The organism is Enterobacter sp. EC_50 (assembly GCF_019584525.1).
GTDB lineage: Bacteria > Pseudomonadota > Gammaproteobacteria > Enterobacterales > Enterobacteriaceae > Enterobacter > Enterobacter roggenkampii.
On the sequence record NZ_VDAF01000011.1, the window covers coordinates 49069 to 64935 of the forward strand.

At 54.4% G+C, this 15867-nt stretch carries 14 protein-coding genes; 1 reads left to right on the forward strand and 13 read right to left on the reverse strand.

All coding sequences use genetic code 11. The features are described from left to right. The 11 genes from FHC48_RS10950 to FHC48_RS11000 all read right to left on the reverse strand — a co-directional run bounded on the left by FHC48_RS10950 (position 1) and on the right by FHC48_RS11000 (position 11004). A complete protein-coding gene (locus tag FHC48_RS10950; RefSeq protein WP_024908102.1) occupies positions 1 to 966 on the reverse strand; it encodes a GDP-L-fucose synthase in 966 nt (321 codons plus the stop codon). A gap of 2 nt (positions 967 to 968) precedes the next feature. Beyond that, positions 969 to 2090, reverse strand: coding sequence for a GDP-mannose 4,6-dehydratase (gene gmd, locus FHC48_RS10955; RefSeq protein ID WP_003863514.1), 1122 nt, complete (start codon positions 2088 to 2090; stop codon positions 969 to 971). 24 nt (positions 2091 to 2114) lie between these two features. Further along, positions 2115 to 2663, reverse strand: a complete 549-nt coding sequence (wcaF, locus tag FHC48_RS10960; protein WP_045908623.1) for a colanic acid biosynthesis acetyltransferase WcaF — start codon at positions 2661 to 2663, stop codon at positions 2115 to 2117. 15 nt (positions 2664 to 2678) lie between these two features. Further along, entirely contained in the window at positions 2679 to 3425 is a 747-nt protein-coding gene (wcaE, locus tag FHC48_RS10965; RefSeq protein ID WP_008499420.1) for a colanic acid biosynthesis glycosyltransferase WcaE, read from the reverse strand. Between the two features lie 16 nt (positions 3426 to 3441). After that, on the reverse strand, positions 3442 to 4662 hold the full coding sequence (gene wcaD / locus FHC48_RS10970) for a colanic acid polymerase WcaD (protein WP_008499419.1): 1221 nt from the start codon (positions 4660 to 4662) through the stop codon (positions 3442 to 3444). Then, the gene (gene wcaC / locus FHC48_RS10975) at positions 4637 to 5854 is read right to left on the reverse strand and encodes a colanic acid biosynthesis glycosyltransferase WcaC (protein ID WP_023293848.1); all 1218 of its coding nucleotides are present in this window, start codon (positions 5852 to 5854) and stop codon (positions 4637 to 4639) included. The genes wcaD and wcaC overlap by 26 nt, the downstream gene beginning before the upstream one ends. Next, positions 5851 to 6342 carry a colanic acid biosynthesis acetyltransferase WcaB gene (wcaB, locus tag FHC48_RS10980; RefSeq protein WP_008499417.1) on the reverse strand — a complete coding sequence of 164 codons (492 nt, stop codon included), beginning with the start codon at positions 6340 to 6342 and terminating at the stop codon, positions 5851 to 5853. Before wcaB ends, wcaC begins: the two co-directional genes overlap by 4 nt. Beyond that, on the reverse strand, positions 6342 to 7184 hold the full coding sequence (gene wcaA, locus FHC48_RS10985; protein WP_021241458.1) for a colanic acid biosynthesis glycosyltransferase WcaA: 843 nt from the start codon (positions 7182 to 7184) through the stop codon (positions 6342 to 6344). The genes wcaB and wcaA overlap by 1 nt, the downstream gene beginning before the upstream one ends. Positions 7185 to 7249: 65 nt before the next feature. Continuing rightward, entirely contained in the window at positions 7250 to 9412 is a 2163-nt protein-coding gene (gene wzc, locus FHC48_RS10990) for a tyrosine-protein kinase Wzc (protein WP_119312163.1), read from the reverse strand. Between the two features lie 2 nt (positions 9413 to 9414). Further along, entirely contained in the window at positions 9415 to 9858 is a 444-nt protein-coding gene (gene wzb / locus FHC48_RS10995; protein ID WP_021241460.1) for a low molecular weight protein-tyrosine-phosphatase Wzb, read from the reverse strand. A 6-nt stretch (positions 9859 to 9864) separates the two neighbouring features. Then, a complete protein-coding gene (locus FHC48_RS11000) occupies positions 9865 to 11004 on the reverse strand; it encodes a polysaccharide export protein (RefSeq protein WP_008499413.1) in 1140 nt (379 codons plus the stop codon). Between the two features lie 684 nt (positions 11005 to 11688). Here FHC48_RS11000 and FHC48_RS11005 point away from each other — a divergent pair. Then, entirely contained in the window at positions 11689 to 13272 is a 1584-nt protein-coding gene (locus FHC48_RS11005; protein ID WP_008499412.1) for a TerC family protein, read from the forward strand. An 89-nt stretch (positions 13273 to 13361) separates the two neighbouring features. On the opposite strand, the gene asmA is transcribed toward FHC48_RS11005, so the two are convergent. Both asmA and dcd read right to left on the reverse strand, forming a co-directional pair. Further along, positions 13362 to 15212, reverse strand: a complete 1851-nt coding sequence (gene asmA, locus FHC48_RS11010) for an outer membrane assembly protein AsmA (protein WP_119312164.1) — start codon at positions 15210 to 15212, stop codon at positions 13362 to 13364. Between the two features lie 22 nt (positions 15213 to 15234). After that, on the reverse strand, positions 15235 to 15816 hold the full coding sequence (gene dcd, locus FHC48_RS11015) for a dCTP deaminase (protein WP_008500854.1): 582 nt from the start codon (positions 15814 to 15816) through the stop codon (positions 15235 to 15237). Positions 15817 to 15867 lie beyond the last annotated feature (51 nt).

The following is a 15867-nucleotide window of genomic DNA, read 5'->3' on the forward strand; positions in this document are numbered from 1 at the left end:
TTACCCCCGGAAGCGATGCTGGTTTTCCAGGAACCACTGATAGGTGCTGGCCAGCCCCTGCTCCAGTGACACCTCGTGATACCAGCCCAGCTGATGCAGACGGGTCACGTCCAGCAGTTTGCGCGGCGTGCCGTCCGGTTTCGTGGCGTCAAACACCACGCGGCCTTTGTAGCCCACCACCTGCGCGATGGTCTGCGCCAGCTCGCGAATGGTGCAGTCCACGCCGGTGCCCACGTTGATGTGCGACAGCATCGGCTCGGTGTTCTCCTGCCACACCTCGCGATCCAGCTCCATCACGTGAATGCTGGCCGCAGCCATGTCGTCCACGTGCAGGAATTCGCGCATCGGCGTACCGCTGCCCCACACCACCACATCCGGCGCGTTCTCCGCGGTCGCCTCGTGGAAGCGGCGCAGCAGCGCCGGGATCACGTGCGAATTGCTCGGGTGGAAGTTGTCGTGCGGTCCGTACAGGTTGGTCGGCATCACCGAGCGATAGTCGCGGTTGTACTGACGGTTGTAGGACTCGCACAGCTTGATCCCGGCAATTTTGGCAATCGCGTACGGCTCGTTGGTGGCTTCCAGGGTACCCTGCAGCAGCTCGCTTTCGGCGATCGGCTGTTTTGCCATTTTCGGGTAAATACAGGATGAGCCGAGGAACAGCAGCTTGTTCACGTTGTGCAGATGCGCCGCGTGAATGATGTTGCTCTCAATCATCATGTTTTCGTAGATGAAATCCGCCGGGTAGGTGTTGTTAGCGACAATGCCGCCCACCTTCGCCGCCGCCAGATACACCTGGTCAATGCGTTCGTTCGCAAAGAAGTCCTGTACCGCACGGCTGTCGAGCAGGTTCAGCTCGTCACGGGTACGGACAATCACCTCTACGTCACCGCGCTGTTCCAGCTGGCGGACAATCGCGGAACCTACCATTCCGCGATGACCGGCGACAAAAATACGTTGTTTTGTCATTCTCAGGACTCCAGCGCGATGGCAACCTCGTAGCCATGAGACTTGAGCAGGGAGTGTTTTTTCGCTGCTTCAAGATCTTTGGCCACCATCTCGGATACCATTTCTTGCAGGGTGGTTTCTGGTTTCCAGCCCAGCTTCTCGTGCGCTTTGGTTGGGTCGCCCAGCAGGGTTTCCACTTCAGCAGGACGGAAGTAGCGTGGGTCAACCTGCACAATCACGTCGCCTGGCTTCACGCCCGGTGCGTCATGGCCGGTCACGGAAACCACGATGCCCTTCTCTTCCACGCCGGTGCCTTCGAAGCGCAGCTTGATGCCCAGCTGCGCAGCAGCCATTTCAACGAACTGACGAACGGAGTACTGCACGCCGGTGGCGATCACGAAGTCTTCTGGCTGTTCCTGCTGCAGCATCATCCACTGCATTTTCACGTAGTCTTTGGCATGGCCCCAGTCACGCAGGGAGTCCATGTTGCCGAGGTGCAGGCACGATTCCAGACCCTGCGCGATGTTGGCGATAGCGCGGGTGATTTTGCGGGTCACGAAGGTTTCGCCGCGACGTGGAGATTCGTGGTTGAACAGAATGCCGTTACAGGCGTACATGCCGTAGGATTCACGGTAGTTCACGGTGATCCAGTAAGCGTACAGTTTCGCTACGGCGTACGGAGAGCGCGGATAGAATGGCGTGGTCTCTTTCTGTGGAATTTCCTGCACCAGGCCGTACAGCTCAGAGGTGGATGCCTGGTAGAAACGGGTTTTCTTCTCAAGGCCGAGGAAGCGAATCGCCTCCAGCAGACGCAGGGTACCCATGGCGTCCACGTCAGCGGTGTATTCCGGGGATTCGAAGGAGACCGCAACGTGGCTCATCGCGCCCAGGTTGTAGACTTCATCCGGCTGCACTTCCTGCAGGATACGGGTCAGGTTGGAGGTATCGGTCAGGTCGCCGTAGTGCAGGTGGAATTTCGGGTTCGCCGCGTGAGGATCCTGATAAATATGATCGACACGTTCGGTGTTGAAAGAAGACGCACGACGTTTAATACCGTGTACTTCATAACCTTTTTCCAGCAGTAACTCTGCCAGGTAAGAACCATCCTGCCCGGTAACGCCGGTGATGAGAGCGACTTTAGACATGTTTATATTCCTCTACTTATGAATTTAATCAGTTTCAACGCGTTCGCGTATCACCACTGCGGGGTTGCCACGGCAAACTTTATTTGCCGGTAGCGATTTAAAAACGCTGCTGCGGGCACCAACGACCGTGCCATCGCCAACAGAAACACCCGGTGCAACAAAAACATCCGTTGCCAGCCAGCATTTTTCGCCAATCACAATAGGCGAAGCGGTAATATCAAAATGCTGACTCATAAAGTCGTGGCTGCCGGTGCACAAATAACATTTCTGTGAAACCACCGAATTCGCGCCAATCGTAATCTCGCCCAGGGTATATAACACCGCGTCATCCCCTACCCAGGCGTAATCCCCAAGCGTTAATTTCCAGGGGTAGGTAATTTTCACCGAAGGCCGAATGACTACGTTTTTTCCTATTTTTGCGCCAAACAGACGCAATAAAAATGCTCGCCAGCGGTACAGTATTTGTGGTGACCAGGCAAATAAGGTGGCCTGAACGGCCCACCATAGCTGCACTTTAATACCGCCCGCCCCCCGAAAACCTTTCGGTACGGAGAAACCGTTCAGATCCTGCATTACGTTTCCTTATATTCAGGCTTTGTTATATAAGGCTTTCGTTTTACTCGTGGTACGCACGCGTAAAAAATAAGATAATTCCGCCCAGAATCCCGGCACGCGTAATATTTTACGCTGCACGTTTTTGGCATCCTGGCACAACTCCAGATTATTCGAGGTTGACACCCCCCCCATTGAAAACTCAGATACCAGCCCTTTAATTCGGCGGAACGGGTAACCTGACTTATACAGACTGGCGGCCAGTGCATAATCGGATGACACTTTATACTGCAAATCGTAAGGCTGTTTTTTCAGACCTTTTACCGGGAAGAAAATGGCCTGATGGCTGGCCGGTAAGCTGTGGTAGATATACCAGCCCGGCTTCGCGCTGCGGCACACTTTATGTCCGTCGCCAAAATCAAGCAGCGCATCGCCAATATACATGGCGTCCTCTTTCTGGCGCGCCAGCTGACGGGCAAACAGCGCCACGTCGTCATGGAAGATATCACCCGAATTCAGGAAGATGGCATAACGGCCTTGCGCCATGTTAATGCCTTTGTTCATTGCATCGTAGATGCCTTTATCTTTCTCGCTGATGTAGCGTAAGTTGAACTCACCGTTGAGTTTTTCCAGAAACTCTGCCGTGCCATCGTTCGAGCCGCCGTCGACCACAATCCACTCAAAGGTGAGGCTTGGATCGCGTGCCAGGTTGCGCAGCGAGCGCCAGGTTTTTACCACCCCTTCGTAATTACGAAAAGCGACAGTAATGACGCTAAGAAACATAAATCACCTCATTTCGTCATACGTGCGTAATATTAAGCGCTTTGCGCAGAATAAACGGACAGACAATCAAGAAAGCATATTCCGGGCTAAATATTGACCCGGTAAAAAACAGCGACACCGGCGTAAACAGATAAAGTTGCACGCGAAAGTTCTGGTTATCACCAAACGCGTTAATCATCATTTTGAAAACTTTAAACAGATACCACAGCGTCAACAGTACGGCGAACCACGAAAAATAAATAATTAACAGATACAGACCATTGTCTATGGTTTTACCGACATCCGCACCGTTAAAGATTCCGAATGATGCAACATATTCGTAAAGTGAGCCGAATCTTACTACACCATCAATATGGGTTAAGGAATAACCCACCATCACCAGTGGTCCAATGATGCGATAATAGGACGAGGACCCTTCCGTTCCCAAATCACCCAGACGTTCTGAGATGTAGGGGAAGGCAAATATCACGCCCACCATAAATACCGTCAGGGAGATAATCGCCAGCGGCAGTTTTTTCTTAATCGCATCTTTGTTCAGGTACTGAAACGCCCATTCCAGCAGGTAAAACAGGATAAATGTCATTACCCCTGAGAACGATCCAGACAGAACGATTCCTGCAAGAATCATAGCATCGGTCTTAGGCGTTTTGATACCAAACTGTTTGATGCTGAGCCAAATTGAGATTAACGCCAAAGCGAAAAACGCCGGTTCAAAATAGAGGGCCGTGGTACGCTTCCCGCCGAACTTGATGAAGTTCAATACATAGCTGTTGCTGTAAATGAGATATTTCGAAATTATCTCCATCAGGCTGCTGCCGCCGGTAAGAATAATTTGCGCCATCTCCATAGCAGCAAGCATAACAATTAACGCAACGGCAATATAAAAGAACCTGAGGATTTTCCGATAATTGTGCGGAGAAATCGTTTTAAAGCGAATACTCCAGACCATGCCGATAATAATGACAATATAAACAAACAGCATGGTCGAGGTGACGTATTTACTGGCATCCAGCGACTGGCCGAAGATATAGTTAAAAAGCGTCAGGCCCGTACCCAACCCTAAGGCAATCATCAGCTTCTTCAGGTTGATTTTATCGACATACAGCAGAAGCAGAACGGGCAAGAAGGTGACGATGGTTATCGGGAAGCTTTCGCCGAGCTGGGCAATCTTAACGTTGACCAGCAGGTAAATCAGCGGCAGCAGCAGATAACTACAGATTCTGATAGAACGAGACATACTCCTCCAGCATCTGTTGTCCACTGTAGGCCTTGCGGCTGCGGTTGCGGAACGATTCCAGGTCGGTGCCAAAAACGGCCTGAGCGATCTGCGCCTTCGGCAATTGCACCAGCGGCAGAACCTCCTGCTCCGCAAAAGTTTTCCCGCCGGATTTTTCCAGCACCTCACGTGCCGCATCGCTGTGGGTGGCAATCACCGGCACGCCGATGGAGAGCGCTTCACAGAGGATCAGCGGGTAGTTATCCACGCGGGAGCTGAACACCAGCGCATCCATTTCATTCAGCGCGCTCATCAGCTTGCGCTTATCGGTTTCAAACCCGTGGTTGACCACGTTAGCCCCTTCGAACGGTGAAAATTTGCCGAAGGTGTGAAGCTCAATTTTGTCACCCAGCGCCATCATGTCGCGCACCAGCTGCTGGTTGGTTTTCCCGTCGTAACGCAGGTCATGCGCAACGATAGCGATTTTCGGTTTGCCCGTGGTTTGCGCCACCGGCGTCAGGTCGGCGAGAATGGCTTCCGTCGCCACGTCGATGCCGTTGTTAATAATCTGGCAGCGCCCTGCCCCGTACAGACTGTTGAAGGCATCGGCCACGTGCTGGCTCGGGGAGATAAACGTACAGCCGAGCGAGAGCATGTCGCGGAAAAGCTGGCGCTTTCCGGCCACCAGCTTGTGCGCGCGATCCACCTTCACCGGCGGATAGTTGCTCAGCGTCGGGCATTTCTGGCAGTTGTTTTTCCAGCCTTCGCAGCCGTCGGTAAACGCGCAACGGCCGGTTACGCTCCAGTGATCGTGCAGCGTCCAGACGAAGCGGGTGTCGGGCTTGTGGGCCTGCACCTTCTGACAAAACGCCACCACCTCTTCCAGATTCAGCCAGTAGCTGTGGAGCACGTGAAAATGCAGCACAACCGGGCCGGTAGTGCGGGTCACCGTGCGATAAAGCGTATTCAGGTTGCCAAACAGATCGCGGTTAAACAGACGGAACAACGCGATATTGGCAATCGAGGTCAGACGCGGCGTGTGCTTATGCACCTGCGGGAAGTTATCGTGACTGACGCTTTTCTTGCCGCCCTTGCCATAGCCATAAATAAAACGAGACTGAAGTCCTTTTTGCAGCGCGCGCTGGTGTAGATCCAGCGCCACCCCTGCCGCTCCGCCTTCTGCGAGGCGTACGTTAAATTGCAGAATATTCATTTAATCACCTTCACGCGGGCTTTTTCTCCCACCACCAGCGCGTTATCCGGAATGGTGTCCAGCACCACGCTGCCCGCACCAATCGTGACGTTGTTACCAATCGTAATGTCGCCAATGATCACCACGTTCGCGCCCAGCTCGACGTTATTGCCAATGACCGGGCAGGCCAGGCTGTCTGGCCCACGGTTGCCAATGGTCACCCCATGGCGGATGGTGAAATCATCCCCGGCGACCACGAACTTGTTGATCACCACCGCATAGCCGTGATGGATGGTAAAGCGACGGCCAATGGTGGCAGCGGCCTGAATTTCATAGCCAAAAAAGCATTCGGTAATGATGCGGTACAGCACCAGCACGGGGGCCGCCCAGATGTTGTTCAGGATATTTTTCTTACGCCACACCGAGCAAAAATGCGCGATGCGGTACGCCAGAACCATGCAGCAAGGGCGCAGGCTCCAGCTGTTAGCGCGGCAATCTTCCAGAAACATTATTTCCCCCGAAGTCCATCAGCCAGGCGCTTGCCGTTACGTATGGACAACAGCGTCAGCAGCGTGCGCCAGTTCATGCGCTTATTGCGGATCTGATAGAGGGTAAAGAGCTGATATTTACGGCTGGCACGGTCAAACTTGTCCTTGTGCTTGCGGTAAAAATGGAAGTAGCCCGAGAACTTCTTCGGCGACGAGGTGATCTGCATCTCCCCGTGGTTGATGTGCAGGATCTGCGTGGCCTCTTCCACTTTCCACGGCTCGCCATACTCCACCACCATCCGCAGGAAGATGTCGTAATCCTGCGCGGCCTTCAGTTCGGTATCGAACAGGCACTCCTTGAAGCGCCACGCCCAGGTGAAGACCTGGTTACCAATGATGTTGCGCTTGTAGAACAGGCGTCGAGAGTACGGTGATTTCGGATAGAGCGGCAGGCTGGCAGGCTGCGAGTACACCTCGCCCTGACAGACATAGTCGTTGGCATACAGGAACGCGTGCGTGACCAGCTGCTCTTTATGCGACAGGAAAATAGACAGGCGGTTCGGCGTCCATTCGTCATCGTCGTCGATGCCGGTCAGATACTGCCCTTTGGCCTGCATAATCGCCTGATTACGTACAGCACAGGCGCCGGAGTTAATCTCGTTGTGGGTATAGACCACCCGCGGGTCGTTGAGGTCAGTCACGAATTTTTGCAGCTGTTCATACGAGGAAGAGCAGTCATCAACGATGATCAGCTCCCAGTTATCGTAATCCTGACGTAACACCGACTTGATTGCGCGGATCGCCAGCTGCTGACGATTCCATGTCGGCATATAGATTGAAACTAAAGGGCGTTGTGTGGTCATGATCTTCCCCTGATCCCTCACCCCGCCCCTCTCCCCTCGGGAGAGGGTTAGGGTGAGGGGGATTGTTATTTGCTGTCAGACTTATATTCGTACTCGTAATACCCGTAATCCTGGTACCCGGTCGCGCGGCGGAAGATGGAGTTCAGGATCACCCCTTTCACCTCAATCCCGTTCTGCTCGAAGCGGCTCAGGCTGGTTTCCACCTCTTTCAGGGTATTCACCGCGTAACGCGCCACCATCAGCGTCGTACCCGCATGGCGACCCACAACGGCAGCGTCGGTCACGGCGAGAATCGGCGGCGTATCGATCAGCACCAGGTCGTAGTTTTTGCTCGCCCACTCAACCAGCTCGGTAAAGCGTTCGCTCATCAGCAGCTCGGACGGATTAGGCGGCACCTGCCCACGTGGGATCAGGTCAAATTTCGGCACGGTAGTCGGTTTTGCGCTTTGGCTGATGTCACCTTTGCCAAGCAGGATCTCCGACAGACCGTTGACGTTGTTGGTGCCCAGCAGCTCATGGGTGTAGCCCTTACGCATATCGCAGTCGATAAGCAGCACGCGCTTGTTGGTCTGGCTGACCACCGCCGCCAGGTTGGCGCAGACAAAGGTTTTACCGATTGACGGGCTAACACCGGTCAGCATCAGGACGTTGTTTTTAGCCTGCATCATGGCGAAGTGCAGACTGGTACGCAGGCTGCGTATCGCTTCAATCGCCAGGTCGGTTGGGTTACCCACCGCCAGCAGCTGGCTTTGTTTGTAACGCTTAACGCCTTTGATGGTTTTGACGCTGTCACGGGATTTTTGCCACTCAGACAGCGGAATGCTGGCATAGACGTTGATACCGTTCTCTTCCAGCACCTGCGGGCTTTCGATACCGCGGTTGAACAGCGAACGCAGCAGCACGCCAACGATGGAGAGCATCAGGCCGAGAATAATGCTGCCGAGAATGATCAGCGCTTTCTTCGGCTTCAGCACGCCAGGCTGGGTAATCGCCGGGTCGACGATGCGCACGTCACCCACGGTGCTTGCCTCGGTGATTTTCAGCTCCTGCTGCTTGTTCAGCAGCTGCATGTAAACCTGCTGTCCTGACTCCACGTCGCGGGTCAGACGCACGATCTCCTGCTGCGTTTTCGGCATCGCGGTCACACGGTCATTGAGCTTCGCCTTCTCCTCTTCCAGCGTGCGGCGTTTCTCCAGCAGCGTGCGGTAAGCCGGGTGACGTTTGGTGTAAAGCTTGGAGATCTCCGCCTCTTTGAAGGTCAGTTCGTTGAGCTGAGCGTCAATGTTGACCATCGAATCGAGGACCGATTTCGCCTCCAGCGGCAGGTCGACAGAGTCTTTATCCTGACGGTAGGCGTTCAGCTTGTTCTCGGCATCATCCAGGCGGGCGCGCACTTCCGGGAGCTGTTTCGACAGGAACGCCAGGCTTTTCGCCGCTTCAGCCGACTTACGCTCAACGTTCTGCTCAAGGTAGTTGCGGGTAATGCTGTTCAGGATGTCGCGGATCTGATCCTTATCTTCCCCGGTAAAGGTCATGCTCAGCACGCCGGTGTCCTTACCGTTTTCGGTGACGGTCAGGTTGTTTTGCAGGTTGTTGATCATCCCCAGCGTGGAGAATTTGGTGACGGTAAACTCCCCACCCTCCTGGGCGTTGATCGCACTGACCATCATGCTGACGCCGTCTTTGCTCAGCATCTGTCCGACTTCACCGCGCGCGCTAAAGCCCGCGTCGCTGGTCAACTGATACTGTTTCGGGCCAAGCACCGTCAGGGTAAAGGTCTGATCGGCTGCCCCTTTTGGCAGCACGAAGTCAGTGACCTTCACCGTGTCGTTGCTTCTGCCCATCAGCCGATCCCAGCCCGCACCAAAGATTGGGAAGGTATTTTTGGTGACGGAGATATCGAGCCCAAGGTCGTGAACCGTTTTACCCAGCACCAGACGTGACTGGATGAGCTGGATTTCAGCGTCAGAGGCCGGCGGCTTGTTCGCCAGCGCAGAGCCAATGTCCTGCACCAGCGAGTTACCGGTATTCTGCTCGATCTGCACCAGCGCATCGGCGCTGTAGATAGGGGTGGCGAACAGCGTATAGACGACGGCCGCCGCGGCAAACACGGCGGTAATGCCCAGCACCCACCACTTTGCCTCGATAATCGTGCCAACCAGGCGCCCAATATCAATTTCATCACTGCCCGAAGTCGGGGCGGCAGAAGGTTTTGTTTTTTCTGTCATTGTTATCCCTGCTGAGCTTTCAGTGCCTGCGCCCACTGTTGGGCAGACTGGTCAAGTAAGGTGTAAACCGCCTCGAAAGCCTCATGGCTTTTGCGATATGGATCGGGAATTTCACGCTCATTGTCCCAGTGTCCAAACAGCATCACCTTACCGCGCATCTCCGGAGCGATATCGCACAGCGCTTGAATATGGCGTTTTTCCATCGCCAGAATCAGGTCATACTCACGGCACATGCGGCCAGTGACCTGGCGGGCAACATGCCCGTCGAGAGAGAGGTGATGGTCCCGCGCCACGCTCATTGCGCGCTCATCGGCACCTTTACCGACCAGTGCACCCAGCCCTGCCGAATCAACGGTCAGTTCGGGCTGGTAGTGTTTCAACAACCGTTCAGCCGTAGGGGAACGGCAAATGTTCCCCACGCATACCACCAGAATTTTGTTAAACATCGCGGATTACCAGGTATGAATGTCGCGCGCCGTATCCGTCATGTAGCGAACGCCACTGATGGTTGGCAGCAACTGGTTGATCAGACGGTTCCAGCGGGCAACCGGTGCGGTAGTGACATACACCACGTCGTATGGCTGGAGACGGAACTCCGTCGCCATCACCAGAGAGGTCGCATCGGACATATCCAGCTGGTAGATGTTGGCAATCTTGCCTTTCGCGCTGCCCTCACCTTTCAGCGGACGGATCACGAAGATACCGGTCGCGTTAGAGGTCGTCAGATCGATACCCTCAGCATTGCCCAGCGCTTCGGTCAGCGTCATACCGCTGAAGTCCATCTTGAGGGTGCTCTGTTTCTTCACTTCACCCATCACGAAGACTTTAAGATCGTCATTGCGTGGTACATAGAGGATGTCGCCCGGATAAAGCAGGCGGTTCTGGGTCAGATCGCCGTTTTGCATCAGCGCCTGCAGCGAAATGCGCTGCTCTTTCCCGTTGTGGGTCAGTACCACGTTGCGCCAGTCGGCGCCGTCGGTTAACCCGCCTGCGGCGTTAATGGCGTCCAGCACGGTCAGAGGAACGTTGGTGATGGCCTGCTGACCAGATTTGTTCACCTGGCCGGAGATATAGGCTTTTTGCGAGCGGAATGCGGCGATATTAACGTCCACCTGCGGATCGGCGATGTACTGCGCTAAGCGGCCGGTAATATCACTGCGGATCTCGGCAAGCGTTTTCCCTGCTACATGGACTTTACCAATGTAGGGATAGAACATGGTGCCATCTGACTGCACCCAGTTACCGGTGTCGCTTGAGCTACGGTACTGGCCCGCTGGCGTGGTCAGTTCGGGGTGATCCCAGACGGTCACGTTAATGACGTCTCCAGGCCCTACGCGATACTGGTAGGAAGCAATTTCCTGGTCCAGTGACATATTTGGCTGGGCAACGTTTGGACGTGGGCGTAATTGTTCGACCAGACGAGGCGTAAGTGGATAAACATTCACCATTTTGTCGAGATCAAAATCGGCATCCTGTTGCTTGATCACATCCTTGCCCATTGTAGACATATTGCTTCCGGGAAAGACCGTGCAACCGCTCATCAAGGTCACAGACACCAATAATGGCATCAATTTCATTTTGGAGTTCATCATTGATTATTTATCACTTTGGCAGAGTAATTATCCTGTGCAATTTAAATACGTGTGAATCTAAAATGCATTAAGAATGTAGCTAATTAAATAAAAATATAAGTGGCATCATTCCTAAAAAAAACGCTATTTGGCCAGTCACTGTTGACAACGTAATCATGGCCCACCCACACACATTCAGGCACGCTACCGCCCTTGGCTTCCAGCTACCAATACGCTATAACACAATGAATTACAGGCAAAAAACCGCAAGAATTTTTTGCTGGTGAAATAAATGAAGCATTCAAAATACGCAGGCACTATTTCGTTAATCGCCCAAAAAAAACATCAATCCTTAACGGGAGTTATCCTTTTTTAGGCTAATAATCTTGTAACAGTTAATCCCAAAACAGGCAAGAAAACGGGTTCCGAACGTCAACTTTTAAGAATTTATTTAGAAATGCACTTTATTTTTAAGAATTTCTTTATGTTGACAGCGTTATGATTGAACATCTTTTAATGCGATATTTCTTAATTTTGTTATTTCGGATAAATACAGATTTCCTGGATAAATTAAAACTATTATACCCGCCAGTTTTAATTTAATGATTATTGAGAGAAATCTCATACTGACATTGCATTTTCCCACAGCTTTATCCATGATCGAATTGTGTCATTAGTCATGTTACAGAAGGTATTGCTACTACTATGGAATGGATTGCCGATCCCTCAATCTGGGCCGGGCTGGTTACGCTGGTTGTCATCGAGCTGGTGCTCGGGATTGATAATCTGGTTTTTATCGCCATCCTTGCTGAAAAACTGCCCCCTTCCCAGCGCGATCGCGCGCGCGTAACGGGGCTGCTGCTGGCGATGGTGATGCGCTTACTGCTGCTGGCCTCTATTTCCTGGCTGGTCACGCTCACTCAGCCTCTGTTCTCCATTCACGGTCTGAGCTTTAGCGCCCGCGATCTGATCATGCTCTTTGGCGGGCTATTCCTGCTGTTCAAAGCCACCGTGGAGCTCAACGAGCGGCTGGAAGGCAAAGACAGCGAGAACCCGACCCAGCGCCGCGGAGCAAAATTCTGGCCGGTGGTCGCGCAAATCGTGGTGCTGGATGCGGTCTTCTCCCTGGACTCGGTGATCACCGCCGTCGGGATGGTGGACCACCTTGCGGTGATGATGGCCGCGGTCATTATTGCCATCACGCTGATGGTCATGGCCAGCAAGGCACTGACCCGCTTCGTGAACAGTCACCCGACCATCGTTATCCTTTGCCTGAGCTTCCTGCTGATGATTGGCTTCAGCCTGGTGGCCGACGGTTTTGGCTTCCATATTCCGAAAGGCTACCTCTATGCCGCCATCGGGTTCTCCGTCATGATTGAAGCGCTTAACCAGCTGGCGATATTCAACCGCCGTCGCTTCCTTTCCGCCAATCAGACTCTGCGTCAGCGCACAGCCGACACGGTCATGCGTCTGTTAAGCGGCAAGAAAGAGGATGCGGAGCTGGACGCCGAATCCTCCGCCATGCTGGCCGACCACAGCGACGGGCAGATCTTTGACCCGCAGGAACGACGGATGATTGAGCGAGTGCTCAATCTGAACCAGCGTACGGTCAGCAGCATTATGACGTCGCGGCATGACATTGAGCATATTGACCTGACGGCCCCGGAAGCGCACATTCGCGCCCTGCTGGATAAAAACCAGCACACCCGCGTGGTGGTGACCGGCGGGGAAGCGGAAGAGGAGCTATTGGGCGTGGTACATGTCATTGATCTGCTCCAGCAGCAGCTCCACGGTGAGCCGCTCAATCTCCGCGCCCTGGTTCGCCAGCCGCTGGTCTTCCCGGAGGGGCTGCCGTTGCTTTCCGCCCTTGAGCAATTCCGTAACGCGCGCACCCACTTTGCCTTTGTGGTGGATGAGTTTGGTTCGGTGGAAGGGCTGGTCACGCTCAGCGACGTGATGGAAACCATTGCCGGTAATCTGCCAAACGAGGTGGATGAGATAGACGCCCGCCACGACATTCAGAAAAACGCCGACGGCTCGTGGACGGCTAACGGCCATATGCCGCTGGAAGACCTGGTGCAGTATGTGCCGCTACCGCTGGATGATAAACGGGAATACCACACCATTGCCGGTCTGCTGATGGAGTATTTGCAGCGTATCCCACAGCCGGGGGAAGAGGTTCAGGTCGGCGACTATCGGCTTAAAACGCTCCAGATTGAAAACCATCGCGTGCAGAAGGTTCAGCTGATACCGCTGCGGGAAGAGGAAGAACTGGATTTTGAGGTGTAAAAAAGCCGGGTGGCGTTTCGCTCACCCGGCCTGCGGCGTTCGGTTTTTGTAGGCCGGGTAAGGCGAAGCCCCCCCCGGCGCAACAGGCATCAAAGCTTATCCAGCAGCTTCTTCACATCCTTGCCGTCCTGTGAATCTTTATTACGATCCGCCCAGCCGCTGAGTCGACGTTTCGCTTCATCCTGCAGATGCTTACGCAGGATCTGATCCACCTGCAGACTGTAATTCAGGGCCTGCCATTTGCCGTATACGCTCAATGGGACCGGCGTCTCTTTCAGGAAGTCGATGAGCTTGCTTTCCCCCTGCCAGCCGGAAAGTACCCGCACGTTAAAGCGCGTGTCCGCCGTCTCTTTGACCAGATCCAGCTTACCCTCGCCCGTTAAGGATAAGAGTGAAGAGGTACCCTGCATTCCGTCGAGAGAGAGTTGTCCGTTGTTCAGCGTCAGGTCCGTGGTGAAGCTGTCGAGGCGCGTGGCACTGTCGTAGCTCTCCTGGGCTTTCACATCGCTGCTGCGCTCCACCGCCTGCTGTACCAGCTGCTGGAAGTTAAGCCCTTCCATACGGGAGTTTTTCAGATCAAGATGCGCCTGCCCTTGCCACTCGCGGCGGAAAGCATCGGCATCAATTTTCGTGCCGGAGAAATCCCCCGCCAGCGTCAACTGCCCCGTCAGAGAGATCGGGTAGTTAAACGCGGTCAGGATGGTGCCTATCTCAACGTTATCGAGACGCGGCTGGAATTCGGCGCTGGCAACGTCTTTACGGACATCCAGCGTGCCGGGCAGCGAGAGGTGTCCTGCGCCCATCTTGCCGCTCAGTTCGGAGATCACCAGCAAACCGTTATGGTTAAACATCTGGCTGCTCACGTCGGTAAAGTCCATGCCGCGCCAGCGCAGGCTGGTGGCTTTCAGCAGAATATCCGCCGTGAATCCGCGCAGAGCGTTATAGTCAGGTTGATCGAGATTCGACGAAATAACCGGACGTGATACCGGTGTCTGGCTTTGCCCCGTCTGCGTCGCCTCGCTGTCCGTGGCGCTGGCTGGCAGAGGTGGCAACAGGTTTTCCAGGTTGAGCTTGTCAAATTGCAGATTCAGCACCCACTTCGGCTTCTCTTCAAAGGTGACGCTCGCCTGTCCCTTCAGGCTACTGTCATTTGCCTGCAGGTTGAGATTATCCAGCTCCAGCTGTTTTTGTTCCTCACGCCACACGGCCTGCAGCGTCCCCTGACCGGCGATCCCCTGGGTGGGCAGATTGGCCCCCGTCAGCTGCCAGTTAAGCTGCTGGATGTTCGCCGTGAGCTGATGCGGATAGTCTGACGCATTCACATTAGCATTCAACGACAGCGTCAGATCCCGCTGATCGCGGTTCACGCGCCCGCTGAATTCCACCGATGCAAGATGGTGCTCATCCTGTTCCATCTGCAGATTAATGTTGCGAACGGTGACCAGCTCTTCGTGCTCATGCTGGAAAACCAGCACGCTATCGGCCACTTTCAGTTTGCCAATATCAAAGGACCAGCCAGTATCAGACGGTTCATCAGGCAGGGTATTTTCACGCGGTGCCACAGGCGCGTTGGCATCACGGACAGCTTCAGTTTGCGGGGTGAGCTGAATCACCGCGCCTTTCAACATCACCTGATTCACCTGCAGCTGATGGGAAATGAGCGGGATCAGCGCCACATCAAGGCGCATGTTGTCTGCGGACACCAGCGGCTGGGACGCCCCCGGCGCCGTGAGCGACATGCGGCCAGAGAGAATGCTGAGCTGCGGCCAGACGTGCCAGCGCAGCGGCCCGTCCAGCTTCAGTTGATAACCACTGCGTGCCTCAACCTGCCGCACCATATACGCGCGGAAGTCGTTAGGGTTAACCAGCAGAACCAACGCCGAAAGGCCAGCCACCAGCACCACCAGCAAAATCATCAGCGTTGTCAGAACTCTTCTCATGGCATCCTCAATGGACTAACGATCAGTCTTTATCAATACGGCTGGCAACCGCACCCTGCTGGTCGCGATATTTTGCGTCCTGACGGCGGTTATACGGCCTGTCTGCCGGGCCTGACAGCGGTTCAAAACTTAACGCGCCGATCATCATCCCCGGACGAAGCGCCAGCGGCAATTTACCGGCATTGAAGAATTCCAGCACAATACGGCCCGACCAGCCTGGATCGATACGGTGCGCGGTCACGTGTACCATCAGTCCCAGTCGCGCCAGCGAAGAACGGCCGTCAAGCCAGCCGACGAGGTCCGCAGGCAGGGTGACGGATTCAAACGTTACCGCCAGCGCCAGTTCACCCGGATGCAGATAAAAGGCTTCGCCATCTTCGATGACGATTTCGTCACTCATCACGCGATCGAGCGCGGCGCTGACTTCGTCCTTCGGTCCGCTGAGGTCAATGAACGGTGCGGTATGGCCGCTAAAGGTGCGGAATTTATTCCCCAACCGGACATCGACGGTCACCCCATTGATACGCTCAACAGGTGGACGTGGGGTAATAGACAAACGGCCTTCATCCAGCCAGGCTTCAATATCGCGATCACAAAGACGCATGCCTTTTTCTCCTTTCATGCATCGTACCCTGAGCCGGTAAGCGCTCAGGGT

Bases quoted from the DNA above. Each gene is read 5' to 3' on its own strand.
- FHC48_RS10950 (WP_024908102.1), bottom strand. From the start codon at position 966: ATGACAAAACAACGTATTTTTGTCGCCGGTCATCGCGGAATGGTAGGT.
- gmd (WP_003863514.1), bottom strand. From the start codon at position 2,090: ATGTCTAAAGTCGCTCTCATCACCGGCGTTACCGGGCAGGATGGTTCT.
- wcaF (WP_045908623.1), bottom strand. From the start codon at position 2,663: ATGCAGGATCTGAACGGTTTCTCCGTACCGAAAGGTTTTCGGGGGGCG.
- wcaE (WP_008499420.1), bottom strand. From the start codon at position 3,425: ATGTTTCTTAGCGTCATTACTGTCGCTTTTCGTAATTACGAAGGGGTG.
- wcaD (WP_008499419.1), bottom strand. From the start codon at position 4,662: ATGTCTCGTTCTATCAGAATCTGTAGTTATCTGCTGCTGCCGCTGATT.
- wcaC (WP_023293848.1), bottom strand. From the start codon at position 5,854: ATGAATATTCTGCAATTTAACGTACGCCTCGCAGAAGGCGGAGCGGCA.
- wcaB (WP_008499417.1), bottom strand. From the start codon at position 6,342: ATGTTTCTGGAAGATTGCCGCGCTAACAGCTGGAGCCTGCGCCCTTGC.
- wcaA (WP_021241458.1), bottom strand. From the start codon at position 7,184: ATGACCACACAACGCCCTTTAGTTTCAATCTATATGCCGACATGGAAT.
- wzc (WP_119312163.1), bottom strand. From the start codon at position 9,412: ATGACAGAAAAAACAAAACCTTCTGCCGCCCCGACTTCGGGCAGTGAT.
- wzb (WP_021241460.1), bottom strand. From the start codon at position 9,858: ATGTTTAACAAAATTCTGGTGGTATGCGTGGGGAACATTTGCCGTTCC.
- FHC48_RS11000 (WP_008499413.1), bottom strand. From the start codon at position 11,004: ATGATGAACTCCAAAATGAAATTGATGCCATTATTGGTGTCTGTGACC.
- FHC48_RS11005 (WP_008499412.1), top strand. From the start codon at position 11,689: ATGGAATGGATTGCCGATCCCTCAATCTGGGCCGGGCTGGTTACGCTG.
- asmA (WP_119312164.1), bottom strand. From the start codon at position 15,212: ATGAGAAGAGTTCTGACAACGCTGATGATTTTGCTGGTGGTGCTGGTG.
- dcd (WP_008500854.1), bottom strand. From the start codon at position 15,816: ATGCGTCTTTGTGATCGCGATATTGAAGCCTGGCTGGATGAAGGCCGT.